Consider the following 15,476-nt stretch of genomic DNA (forward strand, 5'->3'; position numbering starts at 1 on the left):
GGGGGGTCCCCCCCCCCCCCCCCCCCCCCCCCCCGTCCCGCCACCAGGCGAGGAGTGGGTGTTCCAGGAGGACCACCCGAATTGATTCAGCCGTTATCCGCCACGCCGCACCTCTACACGCCCGCTGTACTCGCCGCCGCAATCATAGCTGCGAGACGTGGTGCGGCGTCCGTGCTTGGCACCACCGACATGGACGTCGACGATGTCGCTGTGTCCGCTTTGCTCGAACTGCTGAGGCGCGATCACGTCATGCACCACAGCCAGTTCCTTCGGTTCGTGCAGCGTCTCGGGCGTCGCCGCGCGATCGACCTGCGTCGCGTTCGCTCTGGGCGGTCATGCGTGCAGGCGGATCGTCGTGTCGATCCGCTGCGCCGGACCGCGCTCCCATTCGACGCGATCGAAATCTCGCCGGTCTCCCTCGAGGATGAAGGTCGCGACCGCTGGAAACTTGTCGTGTCGCTGCTTCCGACTCTCTCCCCGGCGGAGAGGCGAGCGGTTTCGCGATATGTTGCTGGCAGCAGTCGGCCCACGCCTGCCGCCGAGCGCCAAGCGCGGCATCGGGCTACTCGACGCCTGCGTGCCGCCGTCGCCGCTATAGAGGTGGACTAAGCGTCTCGCCCACTCGCTGCAGCTGTGGACTCGCTGCCGTCGGGGCGACGCTGTCTCCCCCAGGCGCGCGCCCCTGCGACATTCCTCGATCCCGACCAAGTCGCGGAACATCCAAAGAAAAAAAGTAGGCTGCCACGCATCGGCGCGGCGGGTGGCGGTCCCAGGGTGACCGCCGCCCCGCCGCGCCCGATGCGCTGCAGCAAGGGGAGTTGGTCACCACCCCTGTTCAGGATCCCATGCATGCGCTCAACGCTCCTATCTTCAGCTTCCAACAACACGACCGCTGACATCTCCCGCTCTATAGTCGCGGCCGAGGCAGCCGCGGCGCTCGACGGCGCGCGGATGTGGTCCCCGCCAGAATCGTCAAGTCACCTTCGGTATCGGCGCCATGACCCGCAGTTGCCGCTCTCTCCTATCCGTCCCCTACGCACCCAGACGCGGTGGGGTCGACGGTGAGGCGCCGGCCGCATCGACGTGTTTGGTTGAGGCGCCGCCAATGGACGCGGCGGGAGCGTCTGATCCCCTCCCTGAGGTGCACTTATACCCCGCACGTGCTCGGGATGGCGGTCCGGCGGGTCGCGCTGCTGCGTGCCGTCGCGTCGGAGGTCGGCGTGGCTGTTCCGGGGCGGGATCACCTCGAGGATCTGCTTCGCCGCGGCCGGGCCGCCGGCCTGCTGGACCGGCGGCGCAAGGTGGCGGTCCGACTCACGGGTGATCCCGTCAGCATCAAACCCGCGATGTGGTTCACCGGTGCGCGCACCGTCCGCGAACTGGTCGTCGCAGCGCTGCTCAGCATTGTTCTGCCAAAGCAGCGCTGACGGTGGCGCAGGCCGCTGCCTGAAACCAGCCGATCATGGCTGCCGGATCCGATCCGGCGGCTTCGCCGCCGCTGGCGGCACGACCATTCCTCAGTTCTCTTGGAAAGACATGCACCAAAATTCCGACAACGACATCTTCAGGCTTCGACTTTCTGCCGTATCCGACACCGCCGAGCAGGACGACCAGGATGACCATGCCGCCCCGGTCACCGCCCTCCGCCGGGCGGTTGTTTTCCTCGCCAGCAGCAGCTGGCTTGCCGGCTTCGGGCCAAAGCCTCCACTGCAAGCCGTCTCTCCGGGGTTGTTTGCACGACGTCTCCAGCCCGGTGACGAATTCGCGCAGGCTCGCGAGCCTCGCGCAGCCGCTATCGGCATCGACACCACCACATTGCCGCGCTTGCCGCTCGTCGTCTTCGCCTCGGATCGCCTCTGCCTGGACATCCTGGCGGCGGCCCATCGGCGCGCGGAGACGCTGCCCGATGGTGGCGGTTCCAGCGCGGTCTGGCGCCTCGCCTTGGCGCTCAGTGTCGCTGGGGAGGGCGACGACGAAGGCGAGCTTGCTGTCCGCGCCGCCATTGCCGCCGCTGCCGCTGCCTTCATCGCCGGGCTGCCCGCCTCCAGCGCCGCCGCGCCCTTTACCCGCGCTGCTGCCAGTCTCGCGCTGGCCCGCGGGGGGACCGGGAATGAGCTTCCAGGCGACGGCGAATTGCGCGGCCTGGCCGAGATGATCGGCCTATGGCCGGTCCCAGCGCTCCGGCCCGATGGAACCCCGCTCGGCCTCTCCCTGGAGGGACAGGCCGCGCTGCGGGGTGCTGGTGCCGTCTTCAGGCCGCTCTTCGAAGCTGCGGCCATTGCCCTTGCCGACTCTCGTCCGCCGGGGCTGGTCGCGCCGGGGCCCGCGCGGCCGGTGCTCCTGGCGGAGCCTCCTTTCGCCGCGGAAGACGTCGAGCGTGCCGCGGTCGACCAGTATCGTGTTCTCCTCTCGCCGGTCGTAGCCCTACCACCACCCGAATCTGCCCAGGTCGCGGCGGCGGTTGGCCGCGCCTTCCCCTGGATGGACCAAGCCATCCAACCGCTGATGCGTGAGGTCGCCCTCGCACGCCTCGGCGGGGCCGCTGTTTGCCGCCTGCCGGCCCTCCTGCTGCTAGGGCCGCCTGGCGTCGGGAAATCCCGGTTCTGCCGGGCCGTTGCTGAAGGATGCGGCCTGCCGCTGCTGCGCCTTTCCGCGCCCGAACCCTCCTTCGTCACCGAATTGGCTGGCAACGGACGGGGCTGGCGCAGTGTCCGACCCTGCGCGCCGATGCGTGCCATTGCCACCACCGGCGTGCGGAATCCGGTCCTGATGCTGGACGATCTCGACCGCGCGCCAACTGACGATCGGTATGGCACCGCCGCCGGGGTGCTGCTCGCCATGCTAGAACCCGAGACGGCGCGTTCCTACCTCGACCCGTGCCTGTCGGTGCCCGTCGATATCTCAGCCGTCAATTGGATCGCCACAGCCAACAGCCTGGCCGGCATACCGGACGCGCTGCTGAGCCGGCTTCTCATTGTGCAAGTTGCGCCACCACCCGCCGAGGCCCTTGCCGCCTTGCTCGACGCGATGCGCGACGACATTGCGGCAGAAATTGACGCCACGCCGGAGACCCTGCCCGCCCTGCCCGACCAGGCCCGGACGTTGCTGCGGAAGGCCTTCAGCGACCGCGGCGCCACGCCTCGAAATCTCCGCCTTGCGCTTCGTGCCGCCCTCGGCGCGCTGGCGCTCGGCGAGGACCCACTGCCTGCCATGCGTCTCGTCCTCGAACCATCTTGCGCGGCGATCGAGGTCGGCTTCCCGCGCCGCACCCACGAGCCGCGCTGACCGGGCGCACGGCGCCCGCGACCCCGCACGACCCGCTCGTGCACCCGTCACAACCAGCACAACAGGAACAATCATGAACATCATCACCCCGCCCCCCAGGGCGGCGCTGCATCCACTTGCCCGGATTTTCGGCCTGACCCCTGCCGATGCCGCACCGTTCGAAGGCGACGTCCGGATCGACCACCACCGCGGGCGGATCTTCTCGCGCCATCGCTCCGGCGAGGGCCATGAGCTCGGATGGGAATGCCACCAGGTCAGGCCGGACGGGCGGTTCGATGTCAACTACGCTGGCGGCCACCAAAAGGGCCTGGTGGTTTCGGCCGCCCTCGGGAGCCGGCGCCTTCGGCTGACCGAGGGGGCCGTGGCGGCCATCGCCGCACGGGCCTTGCTCCATCCTGGCGAACCCATCACCTGGATTGTCGGCCTGGGTGGTGTCTGGACGGCGGATGCGGCGCGCCACATTGCGACGCTCGTCGAGCGGAAGAACATCACCATCATCGAGACGGCCAACGCCACGCACCACCCCGCCGGTCAGCAGATGCGCGCCGCTGCGCTCAAGGAGCTCGCGGCGCTCGCCGTGGAGGTTGTCAACCTCCCTGCCCCGAACGAAGGCTGGCTCGCGGCGCTCCGTAGTGCGCGCCTCGGGGCGGAGGTCGGCCGATGATCACCCCGCTGCGCCCCGCCGCCGAACTGACCCGTCGCGCCGTGGAAGGCTGGGCGTCGGCCGTCGAAGCCGAAAGGTACGACGTCCGGCTCGTTCACGCCGACGACAAGACCCGGGTCGAAACCCGCCGGCCGGGGCTTGAAGGCCTGCTCCGCCTGCTGCCGCTGCTCCGCGCCCGGAATGCCGAGGGGTGGCACGTCTATGCCCGTCCTGCCGACAGCTCCTATGTCCTTGTGGATGATCTGGACGAGGACGGGCTGCACAACCTGGATCTCGACGGGCATTGTCCCGCAGCGGTGGTCGTGACGAGCCCGTGGAACTATCAGGCCTGGATCCGGATCGCACCTGCCGGAGCCGGCCCATCGCACGAGGTCGCCGCCGAGGTGGCGTCGCAGCTCGCGTCGATGTTCGGTGGTGATCGAGGCGCGGCGAACTCCCGCCAGCTTGGAAGGTTGCCCGGCTTTCGGAATCGCAAGCCTCTGCACCAGCGCGGCGATGGTTCCTACCCGATCGTCACGCTCCGCTCCGCATGCTCGCAGGTTGATCCCCGCGCCGAGCGCCTGCTGGAGACGGCGGTCGGCGTCATGGCGCTCCGCCGTCGCTACCGGCCGCCGAGCCCGCGGGGCCCTGCCCGCATCGTGTCTGCGCTGGAGGCGCGGGATCCTGCCGAGGAGTACCGCGAGGGCATCGCACGCATTGTGGCGCATCTGCCGGTCGGCATGAAGCTGGACCGGTCGCGCGCCGACTTCGCCATCGCCCGTCGCCTCTTCGCGCGTGGTGCCTCGTCCACCTACGTGCATTCGGTGCTGCTGCAATGTGACAAAGCGGGCGAACTCGGCTGGCCCGATGGGCTTCACTACATCGAACGAACGGTCGCAGCAGCCAAGGATGCGCATGCTGCGCAAGAGGCTGATCACGGCGGGGGAGGACCTGGGGAGAGAAAGGGAGAAGAACTTTAGGAGTGCGGAGCGCCGACCTGAAAACATCGACCGGGGAGAAGGAAAGTGGGCGGAGTTTGGGCGACCAGGCTCAAAAGGCCTGGTCCGCACCTGCCAAGGTTGGGGTCGAGGGTTCGAATCCCTTCGTCCCCTGCGAACGGTGACAAGGTATACCTGCCTACGCCCGCGGCGACCTGTTTACGAGACGTCGCACACTCATGAACGATTGGGCGAAGTTCTGCGGCCGCATACCGGCTGCAGTGCATGACCCGACGACTGAAAACGGCCCTTGGCAGGCGATGACTGTGAAGCTGCCGGTTTGAAGATGAGGAGCTGCGGTCTGGCAAGTGAAGCAGTAAGATAGAGGTGTCCTTGGAGTTGGATGGGATCCACTACCCGCCGAAGATCGCGCCGATGATGTCAGTGTTGTCCCCGCCTCCCATTGGGCGACGCCCGTTTGCTCAGGCCTGCCGTGACCCCCGTCAGGCGTCCGGCAGCCGGCTTCGCAACTGGGTAGCAGGGTGGCCGAGGAAGCGGTCGATCGGCATCGGCACGGCCCAGGACCGCCGCACCGCTTCCAGCAGGTTGTCGCGGATCGGGTCCAACCGTGCCGCCACTACGGCCGCGTCGCGTCGCAGGTCCTTGGCCAGTTCGTGCACGTTGCGCGCCAGTGCCGCCATGTCGAGCGTCGTGGGCAGGCCGTGCCGCACGACGACGCGCCCATCGACGATCACATCCCGGACGCCGCGCCCGGATTCCGTGAACACCACCTGCCGGGCGGCGCTGTTCAGCGGCAGGAAGGACGGGTCGTCGAGGTCGATCAGCAGCAAATCCGCCAGCATCCCCGGCCGCAGATGGCCAAGCTCCGCTTCCAGCCCCGCCGGCCGTGCCGCGCCGGTGCAGGCCGCCCGCAGCGCATCGACAGCCAATGGCCGGCCCGGCATCGGGTCCTCGATGCCTGACAGGCTGCAGAACATCTTCATCGCCTGGAACATGTTCTGCGCGTCGGAGCAGGAGCAGTTGTCGCAGCCCAGCCCGATATTCACGCCCGATTCCAGCAAGGCGCGGAACCGCGCAATGCCGCTGCGGGTCTTCAGGTTGCCGACCGGGTTCAGCGCCACGCTGGTGCCGGTCTCCGCGATCAGCGCGATTTCCGCATCGGTCAGCCACACCGAATGCGCCAGGCTGGTGCGCGGGCCGAGCAGGCCGCAGGCCTCGAGGTAGCGCACCTGCGACCCGCCGTGCGCCGCCAGATGCTGCAGGCCGTGCACCGCCATGGCGCGGCTTTCATTGACATGGATGTACACCGGCAGCGCGTGGTCTCGGCTGGCTTGGCCGAGGCGCTCCAGCGTCCCACGCTCAAGCCGTTCGGGCGCGGAGGGGCCGAGGCCGAAGGTGATGCGCGGATGGCGGCCGCGATGCGGCGCGATGGCGGCGACCAGGCGCGCGACGATATCCTCCCCCGGCGGAAACAGCGGGCCGGCCGGGCCCGTGATCCGCCACTGCTGGTCGGGGGGAATGACCTCCTGCCAGAACGGCGTCGCGTCCAGCAGGCTGCGCTCGGTGAAGTGGGGCGCGAAGATGCAGCGGATGCCGACCTGGTCGTAGGCCTCCAGCACCGCGGCCATGTCGCCCTCGTCATAGGGATGGATGCGGTCCATGTCCTGCACCGTGGTGATGCCGGACAGCAGGCATTCCACCGCGCCGATCAGCGTGCGCGCCACCAGCTCCGCCCGCGAGCGACGGGGGTAGGAGGGCGGCAGCGCATACAGCCCCCACAGCTCCAGCGGCAGCGCCTCGAAGGCGCCCTTCAGCAGCGTGTCGTGCGAATGGTAGTGCGCGTTGAGGAATCCCGGCAGCGCCAGCCGCCGCGAGCCGTCGATCCGTTCCGCCGCCAGCACCGCCGCCCGCCACGGATGCGTCTCATCCGCCCGCGCCTGCCGCGCCAGGCCCGGTTCGACGGCGGCGATCCGGTTGCCGAGAATGAGGATATCGGCGGTGGCGGGCCGGTCGGTGTCGCCGTCGTGGTCATAGGCCGCGACATCCTCGATCAGCAGGCCATGGCGGGTCTCGGGCACTAGGCGAAGGCTCCTCGGCACGGGGCTTGCAAAGCCGGTTGCGGGATCACTGGATCCAGTTTGAAATAGCCTACCGTCCCGGTCCAGGGGCACCAGGGAGTTCCGCCGACCATGGCCAGGCTCAGCCTCACCCTTTCCTGTGGCGGCTATGACAGGACCCGCGCCCTGATGGACGGCCGCGTGGCGATCGAGGGAGTCGACCTGCAGGTCTTCCCGCTGGAGCCGGAGGAATGCTTCGCGCGCGCCTTTCGCAGCCAGGATTTCGACATCACGGAACGGTCCGGCAGCAGCCACCTGCTGACCACGGCCCGCGGCGATGCCCATTACGTCGGCATCCCTGCCTTCGTCTCACGCGTTTTCCGCCATTCCTCCATCTATATCCGAACCGATCGTGGCATTGCCTCACCCGCCGACCTGCGCGGCCGCCGCATCGGCCTGCCGGAATACCAGATGACCGTCTGCCTCTGGGCGCGCGGCATCCTGTCCGACGAATACGGTGTGCGGGCGGAGGATGTGCAGTGGCGCAATGGCGGGCAGGAACAGCCCGGCCGCACCGAACGCACCCCCATCTCACTGCCGCCCGGCATCGATCTGCAGCCCATCCCGCCGGACAGGACGCTGTCCAGCATGCTGGCGGCGGGCGACCTGGACGCGCTGGTCACGGCTCGCGCGCCAAACTGCTTCCTGGACGGCACGCCCCACATCGCGCGCCTGTTCCCGGATTTCCGCGCCGCGGAGGAAGCCTGGTATCGCAAGACCAGACTGTTCCCGATCATGCACCTGATCGGGATCCGCCGCTCCCTGGTCGAGCGGCATCCCTGGCTCGCCGCCAGCGTGCTCAAGGCCTTCGAGCAATCGCGCGCCATCGCGATGCATGAGTTGCGGCAGGTCGGCACGCTGTTCACCAGCCTGCCCTGGCAGCCGGACGACCTGGCGCGGGCCGAGGCGGTGATGGGGACCGACTACTGGCGCTACGGCTTCGCCCCCAACCTGCCGGAGTTGCAGGCCATGGTGCGCTGGGCGCGCGAGCAGGGCTTGGTCGCGCGGGACATGGACCCGGCCGAGATGTTCGCCGCGGCGACGCTCGATCCTTCGCGGATCTGACCAACGGTGGACGAAGCGCCGATCTGCCAACATGATGCCCGTGCCCGGCTTGCCCGCACGGTCCCGACGCCTTTCCAACAACCGAGGACGATACCGGTATGACCCACGCCATCACCCGCCGCAGCCTCACCGGCCTCGCCGCCGCCGCCCTTGCGACCCCGGCCCTAGGGCAGGGGCGCTTTCCGCAGCGTGACCTGACCTGGATCGTCTACCAGTCGCCCGGCGGCTCGATCGACGTCACCACGCGCACCATCCAGCCCTTCCTGGAAGCCCGTGGCTTCAAGTCGCAGCTCGAATACGCGACCGGCGCCGGAGGCCGCGTCGCGCGGGCCAAGCTTGCCTCCAACCGCGCCGACGGTCACACCATCATGACGGAGGTTGCGCCCGCCGTTTCGGTCGATACCGCGCTGTTCGAGGTGCCCTATACCTCGGAGACTTTCGCGCCGATCTATGGCTGGCAGTCAAGCGGTGGCCAGCTCAACGTCAAGAAGGACAGCCCGATCCGCAACATGGCGGATTTCGTGGCGGAATGCCGCAAGCGCCGCGTCGTCGTCGCCTCCATTGGGCGCGGCGGCGCGCATCACCTGCAGTTGCTGGCCATGCGGCGGGACCTCGGCGTGCCCTTCGACATCGCGCATTTCAACGGCAGTTCCGCGGCCTATGCGCAGGTGATCGGCGGCCATGTCGATGCCTCCATCGGTGGACCAGCCTCCGGGTCGCGCGCGCTCGACAACCTGCACATCATCGGCGTGTTCGAGCCGGAGCGCGCCCGCGCCCTGCCGGATCACCCGACGGTGGCGGAGCAGAACCTGAAGGTGCAGCTCGTCGCGCAGCTGTTCTTCTGCTCGGCTCGCGCGGCGGTGCCGGCGGACCGCCGCGCGGCGCTGACCACCGCCTTCAGGGAGGCGTTCAGCGACCCGCAACTGGTGGAGCGCATGAACCGGCAGGGCGAGTTCCCGGTGCTGCTGGAGCCGGGGCGGATCACCGAGATCCTGGCTGCCGAGTCCGCGCTGGTGCAGGCCTTCAAGGACGAGTTGCGGGTCTGAACCGATGATGGACCGCGCGCGCTGGCCAGCGATCGGCTTCGCGACCACGCTGCTGCTGGTCATGGCCTATGTCGCCGCCACCGGCCTCGGCGCGCGCGGCCTGTCCGGCCTGTTCCCGGCCGTGGTCGGCAGCGTCGGCGCCCTGGTCGCGCTGGTGAACCTGGTGCAGGTGCTGCGCGGCAGCCGTGCGGGGGAGGATCCGCTGGAGGCCACGGGGATCGATGCGCGCTGGGCCGCCGGGCTGTCGCTCGGCGTGCCGACGATCTACGCGCTGCTGCTGTGGCTGCTTGGCTTCTTCGTCGCCTCGGGCGTCGTGTTGGCCGGGCTGCCCTGGCTGCTGGGCTACCGCCGCAAGGTGGTGATCCTCGGCATGGTCGTGCTGACATTGCTGGCGGCCGATCTCGTCTTCGTCGAGATCTTCGACATGCGACTGCCCCAGGGCCTGGTGATGGAACGCATCGGCGACGCACTGCTGGCGGAATGATGGATCAATGATCGACAACCTTCTCCTCGGCCTGTCGGTCGCGCTGCAATGGGAACAGTTGCTGTTCATGCTGATCGGCACCGCCGGCGGCATGTGGGTCGGCGTTATTCCGGGCCTCGGCCCGATCACGGCCATGGCGCTGCTGATCCCCTTCACCTTCAACATGGATCCGCTTTCGGCCCTGCTGATGCTGGCCTCGATCTCGGCGGCGGCGAATTGCAGCGGGTCCTTCACCTCCATCCTGCTGAACGTGCCGGGGGAAAGCACCTCCGCCGCCACCTGCTTCGATGGCTACCCGATGTCGCGCCAGGGTCGTGCCCGCGTCGCCATCGGCCTGTCGATCGGCGCCAGCCTGTTCGGCGCCATCGCCGGAATGCTGGTGGTGATGGCGCTGACGCAACCCCTGCTGGAAGTCGCCAAGGCGTTCAGCCCGGCGGAGTTCTTCGCCCTCGCCATGCTCGGCCTCGCCGTGGTCGCGGTGCTGAGCCGCGACGCGCCGTTGAAGGGCATCATCATGGCGGCCCTCGGACTGTGCGTGTCCTTCATCGGCGTCGACAGCGTGATGGGTGAAGCGCGCTTCAGCTTCGGCGTGCTCGAACTGCAATCCGGCATCGGCCTGGTGCCGGTCACCGTCGGGCTGTTCGCCGTGTCCGAGATCATCGGCTGGATCGTGACGCGGGAACGGGTTTCCCAGATCGGCGCGCTGACCGGCAGCGTGCTGGCCGGCGTGGTCGATACCTTCCGCTACCCGGTGGCGCTGCTGCGGTCCACCGGGCTCGGCATCGTCATCGGCATCACGCCCGGCGTCGGCGCGGTGGCGGCCAGCTTCCTTGCCTACGCGGTGGAGAAGCGATCCTCCCGTACTCCGGAACGCTTCGGTCAGGGCGCGCCGGAAGGCGTCATCGCGCCGGAGGCCGCCAACAATAGCGCGGTCTGCGCCAGCCTGGTGCCGGCGCTGACCCTCGGCATCCCGGGTGGTGCGACCTCCGCCCTGCTGCTGGTGGCGCTGACCATCCACGGGCTGCGGCCCGGCACCATGCTGTTCACCAGCCAGCCGGACCTGATCTGGGGTTTCTTCGTCGGGCTGATGATCGGCGCGCTGATGTTCGCCGCGATGGGCCTGCTGATGACCAACCTGTTCGCCAAGGTCACGCTGGTCCGGGCGGAGATCCTGGCGCCGGTCTTCCTGGTGATCAGCTTCGCCGGCGTCTATGCCCAGGACCAGCGGCTGTTCGATGTCTATCTCGCCGTGGCCTTCGGCATCTTCGGCTATTTCGCGCGGCGCCACGGCTACCCGGTGGTGCCGCTGGTCATCGGGCTGGTGCTGGGCACGCTGGCGGAAACCTCCTTCCACCAGGGGCTGACGATTGCCGGTGGCGACCTGTTCGCCATGCTGACGCGCCCGGTCACCGCGCTGCTGCTGGGGGCTGCGGTGCTGCTGCTGGGCTGGACGCTGCTGGGCGACCTGTTGCGGAAGAAGGCCTGATGCCGATGCTGCTGATCCAGGGCGCCTTGCTGGCGGATGCCACGCGTGCCGACATCCTGGTGCAGGACGATCTGATCCTGGCGATCGGCCCGGGCCTGGACGACCCTGGGCATCCGGCGCGCGCGGGATGGCCGCCGCCCGACCGCATCATCGATGGCCGCCGCCGCCTGGCGATCCCCGGCCTGGTCAACGCGCACTACCATTCGCATGACGTGCTGCTGAAAGGCATGTTCGAGCCGCTGCCGCTGGAGCAGTGGAACCTGCTGGCGCTGCCACCCAGCTACCCGCGCCGGCCGCGTGCGGAACTGCGGCTGCGCACGCTGCTGGGGGCCGCCGAGTGCCTGCTGGGCGGCATCACCACCGTGCAGGACATGAACCGCCTGCATCCCTTCGACGAGGACGACCTCGACCTGGTGCTGGATTGCTACCGCCAGGTCGGGCTGCGCGTGGTCTATGCGCCGCATTTCTCGGAAGTCCCGCCGACCGAGAGCATCCCGCATTTGGCGGATTGCGTGCCGGAGGCGGAGCGCTGGCGGCTGTCCGGGGGCGTGTCCCTGTTCCCGCGCGGCGCCGACCCGCTGGGGCGCATCGAGGCGGCCATCGTGGCGCGGCGTGACGATGCGGGCCTTGTCACCTTCGCGCTCGGGCCCTCCGCGCCGGAGCGGGTGCGGCCTGCGACCCTGGCGCGCCTCGCGGAGGTTTCGGCGCGGCTCGACATCCCGGTCTTCACGCATCTGTACGAAAGCCGCGCCACCGTGGTCGGCGCGCGCCATGCCGCGCCCGGCGGGTCGCTGGTCACGCAACTGGCGGAGGCCGGGCTGCTCGGACCAAGCCTCGGGCTGGCGCATTGCGTCTGGCTGGATGCGGAGGAAATCGCGCGCATCGCGGAGGCCGGTACGCATATCGTGCTGAACCCGGTTGGCAATCTGAAGACCCGCAGCGGCATCGCGCCGATCAAGGCGCTGCGCCGCGCCGGGGCGAGGCTGGCGCTCGGCGCCGACAATTGCTCCTGCTCCGACTCCCAGAACCTGTTCCAGGTGATGAAGGCGTTCTGCGCCCTGCCGGCGGTCTCCGACGATCCGGATGAGGACCCGCCCGAGGCCGCCGATGCGCTGGCCGCCGCGACGGAGGGCGGCGCCGCGGCGCTCGGCCTGGGCGGCAAGGTGGGCGCGCTGCGGCCGGGGATGAAGGCGGATATCGTGCTGCTGGACCTCACCGACCCATGCTTCGTGCCGATGAACAACCCGTTGCGGCAACTGGTGTTCGCCGAATCCGGGCGGGCCGTGCGAACCGTGCTGGTGGATGGCCGCATCGTGGTCGATGAGGGCCGCCTGACCGCCTTCGACATGACGGCGCTGGCCGATGAGGCGGCGGCGCTGCTGCCGGCCCTGCACGCCGATGCCAGGGCGGTGCGCGAACGCCTGGCGCCGATCTTCCCCCTGGTGCAGGAGGCCAATCGTCGCGCCTGGGCGGAACCCGTGCCGCTGTGGCGCTACGCCGGGCGCTGCCCGACCTGCGCCCCCACGCAGCTGCGCGCGGACCCGGCATGAGCGGCGCACGGCTTGAAGACTTGCCTCTGCTGACCGGCGCCGGCCGCTTCTTCGCCGATGCGGCGGTGCCGGCCGGAACGCTGCACCTGGTCTTCCACCGCTCGCCGCACGCCCATGCCCGAATCCTTGGCATCGACACGGCGGCGGCGCTGGCCGTCCCGGGCGTCATCGCGGTGCTGACCGGCGCCGATCTGCTGGCCGATGGCGTCAAGGGCATCCCGTGGGAGGTGCGCCCGCCGGGCAGCCCCACGGACTGGCCCCTCGGCGACCCCCGCGCCGCCATGCCGCAGCCCGCCATGCCGGCGGATGTGGTGCGCTTCGTGGGCGAGGCCGTGGCCGCCGTGCTTGCCGACACCCGGCAGGCAGCCCGCGATGGTGCGGAGGCGGTAGAGGTGGCCTGGGCGGATCTGCCGGCGGCCGCCACCACCGCCGCAGCTGCCGCCCCGGATGCCCCGCTGGTCTGGCCCGACCGCCCCGGCAATCGCGCCTTCACCATCGAACTCGGCGACGTCGACGCCACCGCATCCGGGTTCGCCGCCGCGGCCCATGTCGTGGAGCTGGACCTGCACAACCCGCGCATGGCCGGCGTGCCGCTGGAACCGCGCGGCGCGCTCGCCCTGCCGATGCCGGAGGGCCGCTTCACGCTGTGGACGCCGGCCGGCAAGCCGCATCCGCTGCGCGATACGCTGTGCGATGCCGTGCTGGGCTGGCCGCGCTCCAGGCTGCGCGTGCAGGTCGGGCAGATCGGCGGCGGCTTCGGCGTGAAGAACGTGCTCTACCCCGAACAGGTCGTCACGCTGTGGGCCGCGTCCCGGCTCGGCCGGCCGGTGCGTTGGGTTGCGGATCGGGGCGAGGCCTTCCTGGCCGACATCCAGGGCCGCGACCAGGTGAACCGGGCCGCGCTGGCGCTGGATGCGGCGGGCGCGATCCTGGCGCTGCGGCTGCACACGCTGGCCGGGCTCGGCGCCTATCTCGCGCCCCGAGGCGTGGTGCCGCCGCTGCATGGGCTGAAGATCCTGGCCGGCTGCTACCGCGTGCCGGCGGCGCATGCGGTGGTGCAGGGCATCCACAGCCATGCCGTGCCCACCTGCAGCTACCGGGGCGCCGGCCAGCCGGAGGTGCTGTATGTGGTGGAGCGCCTGATGGATGCCGCCGCAGCGCAGCTCAGCATCGCGCCCGCGGAGCTTCGCCGCCGCAACCTGCTGCATGCTGCGGAGATGCCGGCGCGCACCGTGGCCCACGCCACCTATGAAGGCCTGGACCTGCCGGCGATGCACCAGGCGATGGAGGAGGATGCGGGCTTCGCCGCACGCCGCGCCGAAGCCGCCACGCGCGGCCGCCTGCTCGGCCGGGGGCTGGCCGCCTGCATCGAGGCCTGCGGCTTCGGCTTCGCGGAGGAAGCCCGGCTGGAGGTGCCGCCCGATGGCCGGCCACGCGTGCTGATCGGCACGCAATCCTCCGGCCAGGGCCACGCCACCACCTATGCGCGGCTGGTGGCTGAGGTGCTGCATGTGCCGCCCGGCATGGTCGATGTGGTGCAGGGCGATACCGATGCCATCGCCAGCGGCAACGGCACCGGGGCCTGCCGGTCGCTGACCGTCGGCGGTGCGGCGCTGCACCTGGCGGCGGTGGAGGTGGCGCGGCGGGCCGAGGTGATGGCGGCCGAGCGCCTGGAAGCCGCGCCGGCCGATATCCAGCGCGACGGCGCCGATTTCGTTGTCGCCGGCACCGACCGCCGCATCAGCTTCCTGCAGCTTGCCGCGACCGCCGAGGGCGCGCTGGACGCCGCCGCGCGCTTCGCGCCGCGCGACTACACCTATCCCGCCGGGATGCATGTGGCGGAGGTGGAGGTGGATGCGGAAACCGGCGTGCTGGCCTTGACGCGCTACGAGGCCCTGCACGATGTCGGCCGCGCCGTCAGCCCTGGCATCGTGCGCGGGCAGCTGCAGGGTGGCGTGGCGCTCGGCATTGGCCAGGCCCTGGGGGAGGCGACGCATCACGACACCGAAGGCCAGCTTCTGACGGCCTCGCTGATGGACTACCGCGTGCTGCGCGCGGACGACCTGCCGGATTTGGCCATCGGCCTGGTAGGTGCGCCGACCGGGCTGAACCCGATCGGCACAAAAAGCGTGGGCGAGGCCGGCCCGGTCGCCGCGCCGCCCGCCGTGATGGCCGCCGCGCTGGATGCGCTGCGGCCACTGGGTGTGAACCACCTCGACATGCCGCTGACGCAGGAAAGCGTCTGGCGCGCGATCAGCCGAAGATCGTGACGCCGGTCTCGGCTTCCAGCCAGCGGCCGAAGCGGAACTTCATCTCCGGCCCGTCGATCGGCGGCGCCGGAATCTTGCGGCCCAGCGCCTCGACCTCGAGCACGAACAGCCCGTGGCCGAGCGCCCGCACCTGCTCCATTCCGGCCACCAGGTCCTGCACCGTCTCGAACTGCGCCGCGCGCGCCACGCCGAGCGCGCGGGCCATGGCCGGGTAGTCGTTGCGCGCCGCATTCGGCAGGGCGGCATCGAAGGTGGAGCCATAGGCGCGGTTGGAGACGACGAAATGCTTGAGGTTGGGCAGGTCCATCTGCCGCTCCACCATCAGCGTGCCCGGGTTCATCACCAGCGCGCCGTCGCCGTTCAGCACCCAGACATCGCGTTGCGGAACGCCCAGCGCGATGCCGGCACCGAACATCGGCGCCAGGGACATGCTGGCCTCCAGGTAGAACACGCTGTCGCGGTCCTGCGTCAGCCCCCACCACATCTCACTCGCATTGCCCGCTGACAGCACCACGATCTCATCACGCCGCGCCGCGATCAGCGCCTGGAAGGCCGCTTCCATGCTCATGGT

General features: G+C 69.9%; 13 protein-coding genes. 11 read left to right on the plus strand and 2 right to left on the minus strand.

Translation table 11 applies throughout. The features are described 5' to 3' along the window. Nucleotides 1–189 precede the first annotated feature (189 nt). The 5 genes from ACFHPP_RS23410 to ACFHPP_RS23430 all read left to right on the plus strand — a co-directional run bounded on the left by ACFHPP_RS23410 (nt 190) and on the right by ACFHPP_RS23430 (nt 4,908). Nucleotides 190–609 carry a hypothetical protein gene (locus ACFHPP_RS23410; RefSeq protein WP_437165655.1) on the plus strand — a complete coding sequence of 140 codons (420 nt, stop codon included), beginning with the start codon at nt 190–192 and terminating at the stop codon, nt 607–609. A 560-nt stretch (nt 610–1,169) separates the two neighbouring features. Beyond that, nucleotides 1,170–1,427, plus strand: coding sequence for a hypothetical protein (locus tag ACFHPP_RS23415; protein ID WP_437165656.1), 258 nt, complete (start codon nt 1,170–1,172; stop codon nt 1,425–1,427). A 109-nt stretch (nt 1,428–1,536) separates the two neighbouring features. After that, on the plus strand, nt 1,537–3,285 hold the full coding sequence (locus ACFHPP_RS23420) for an AAA family ATPase (protein ID WP_437165657.1): 1,749 nt from the start codon (nt 1,537–1,539) through the stop codon (nt 3,283–3,285). A gap of 73 nt (nt 3,286–3,358) precedes the next feature. Beyond that, on the plus strand, nt 3,359–3,949 hold the full coding sequence (locus ACFHPP_RS23425) for a hypothetical protein (protein WP_437165658.1): 591 nt from the start codon (nt 3,359–3,361) through the stop codon (nt 3,947–3,949). Continuing rightward, nucleotides 3,946–4,908, plus strand: coding sequence for a DNA-primase RepB domain-containing protein (locus tag ACFHPP_RS23430; RefSeq protein ID WP_437165659.1), 963 nt, complete (start codon nt 3,946–3,948; stop codon nt 4,906–4,908). Before ACFHPP_RS23425 ends, ACFHPP_RS23430 begins: the two co-directional genes overlap by 4 nt. A gap of 461 nt (nt 4,909–5,369) precedes the next feature. On the opposite strand, the gene ACFHPP_RS23435 is transcribed toward ACFHPP_RS23430, so the two are convergent. Next, nucleotides 5,370–6,965 (minus strand): amidohydrolase family protein, encoded by a 1,596-nt coding sequence (locus ACFHPP_RS23435; protein WP_437165660.1) that lies wholly within the window; start codon nt 6,963–6,965, stop codon nt 5,370–5,372. 111 nt (nt 6,966–7,076) lie between these two features. On the opposite strand from ACFHPP_RS23435, the gene ACFHPP_RS23440 reads away from it, so the two are divergent. From ACFHPP_RS23440 to ACFHPP_RS23465, 6 genes are all read left to right on the plus strand, one after another. Further along, complete coding sequence (locus ACFHPP_RS23440) at nt 7,077–8,069, plus strand: ABC transporter substrate-binding protein (protein ID WP_437165661.1); 993 nt, start codon at nt 7,077–7,079, stop codon at nt 8,067–8,069. Nucleotides 8,070–8,167: 98 nt separating this feature from the next. Then, on the plus strand, nt 8,168–9,115 hold the full coding sequence (locus ACFHPP_RS23445; protein WP_437165662.1) for a tripartite tricarboxylate transporter substrate-binding protein: 948 nt from the start codon (nt 8,168–8,170) through the stop codon (nt 9,113–9,115). A gap of 4 nt (nt 9,116–9,119) precedes the next feature. After that, nucleotides 9,120–9,599 (plus strand): tripartite tricarboxylate transporter TctB family protein, encoded by a 480-nt coding sequence (locus tag ACFHPP_RS23450; protein ID WP_437165663.1) that lies wholly within the window; start codon nt 9,120–9,122, stop codon nt 9,597–9,599. Between the two features lie 7 nt (nt 9,600–9,606). Beyond that, complete coding sequence (locus tag ACFHPP_RS23455; protein ID WP_437165664.1) at nt 9,607–11,085, plus strand: tripartite tricarboxylate transporter permease; 1,479 nt, start codon at nt 9,607–9,609, stop codon at nt 11,083–11,085. Further along, nucleotides 11,085–12,635: an amidohydrolase family protein gene (locus ACFHPP_RS23460; protein WP_437165665.1), complete on the plus strand. Its 1,551-nt coding sequence runs from the start codon at nt 11,085–11,087 to the stop codon at nt 12,633–12,635. The genes ACFHPP_RS23455 and ACFHPP_RS23460 overlap by 1 nt, the downstream gene beginning before the upstream one ends. A 20-nt stretch (nt 12,636–12,655) precedes the next feature. After that, nucleotides 12,656–14,905: a xanthine dehydrogenase family protein molybdopterin-binding subunit gene (locus tag ACFHPP_RS23465; protein WP_437165666.1), complete on the plus strand. Its 2,250-nt coding sequence runs from the start codon at nt 12,656–12,658 to the stop codon at nt 14,903–14,905. Here the strand turns inward: ACFHPP_RS23465 and ACFHPP_RS23470 are convergent. Beyond that, nucleotides 14,889–15,473, minus strand: coding sequence for a thiamine pyrophosphate-dependent enzyme (locus tag ACFHPP_RS23470; RefSeq protein WP_437165667.1), 585 nt, complete (start codon nt 15,471–15,473; stop codon nt 14,889–14,891). The genes ACFHPP_RS23465 and ACFHPP_RS23470 overlap by 17 nt on opposite strands. Between the last annotated feature and the right edge of the window lie 3 nt (nt 15,474–15,476).

Origin of the sequence: Falsiroseomonas sp. E2-1-a20 (assembly GCF_051433195.1) — a bacterium.
In the GTDB taxonomy this organism is placed as follows: domain Bacteria; phylum Pseudomonadota; class Alphaproteobacteria; order Acetobacterales; family Acetobacteraceae; genus Falsiroseomonas.

Bases quoted from the DNA above. Each gene is read 5' to 3' on its own strand.
- ACFHPP_RS23410 (WP_437165655.1), top strand. From the start codon at position 190: ATGGACGTCGACGATGTCGCTGTGTCCGCTTTGCTCGAACTGCTGAGG.
- ACFHPP_RS23415 (WP_437165656.1), top strand. From the start codon at position 1,170: ATGGCGGTCCGGCGGGTCGCGCTGCTGCGTGCCGTCGCGTCGGAGGTC.
- ACFHPP_RS23420 (WP_437165657.1), top strand. From the start codon at position 1,537: ATGCACCAAAATTCCGACAACGACATCTTCAGGCTTCGACTTTCTGCC.
- ACFHPP_RS23425 (WP_437165658.1), top strand. From the start codon at position 3,359: ATGAACATCATCACCCCGCCCCCCAGGGCGGCGCTGCATCCACTTGCC.
- ACFHPP_RS23430 (WP_437165659.1), top strand. From the start codon at position 3,946: ATGATCACCCCGCTGCGCCCCGCCGCCGAACTGACCCGTCGCGCCGTG.
- ACFHPP_RS23440 (WP_437165661.1), top strand. From the start codon at position 7,077: ATGGCCAGGCTCAGCCTCACCCTTTCCTGTGGCGGCTATGACAGGACC.
- ACFHPP_RS23445 (WP_437165662.1), top strand. From the start codon at position 8,168: ATGACCCACGCCATCACCCGCCGCAGCCTCACCGGCCTCGCCGCCGCC.
- ACFHPP_RS23450 (WP_437165663.1), top strand. From the start codon at position 9,120: ATGATGGACCGCGCGCGCTGGCCAGCGATCGGCTTCGCGACCACGCTG.
- ACFHPP_RS23455 (WP_437165664.1), top strand. From the start codon at position 9,607: ATGATCGACAACCTTCTCCTCGGCCTGTCGGTCGCGCTGCAATGGGAA.
- ACFHPP_RS23460 (WP_437165665.1), top strand. From the start codon at position 11,085: ATGCCGATGCTGCTGATCCAGGGCGCCTTGCTGGCGGATGCCACGCGT.
- ACFHPP_RS23470 (WP_437165667.1), bottom strand. From the start codon at position 15,473: ATGAGCATGGAAGCGGCCTTCCAGGCGCTGATCGCGGCGCGGCGTGAT.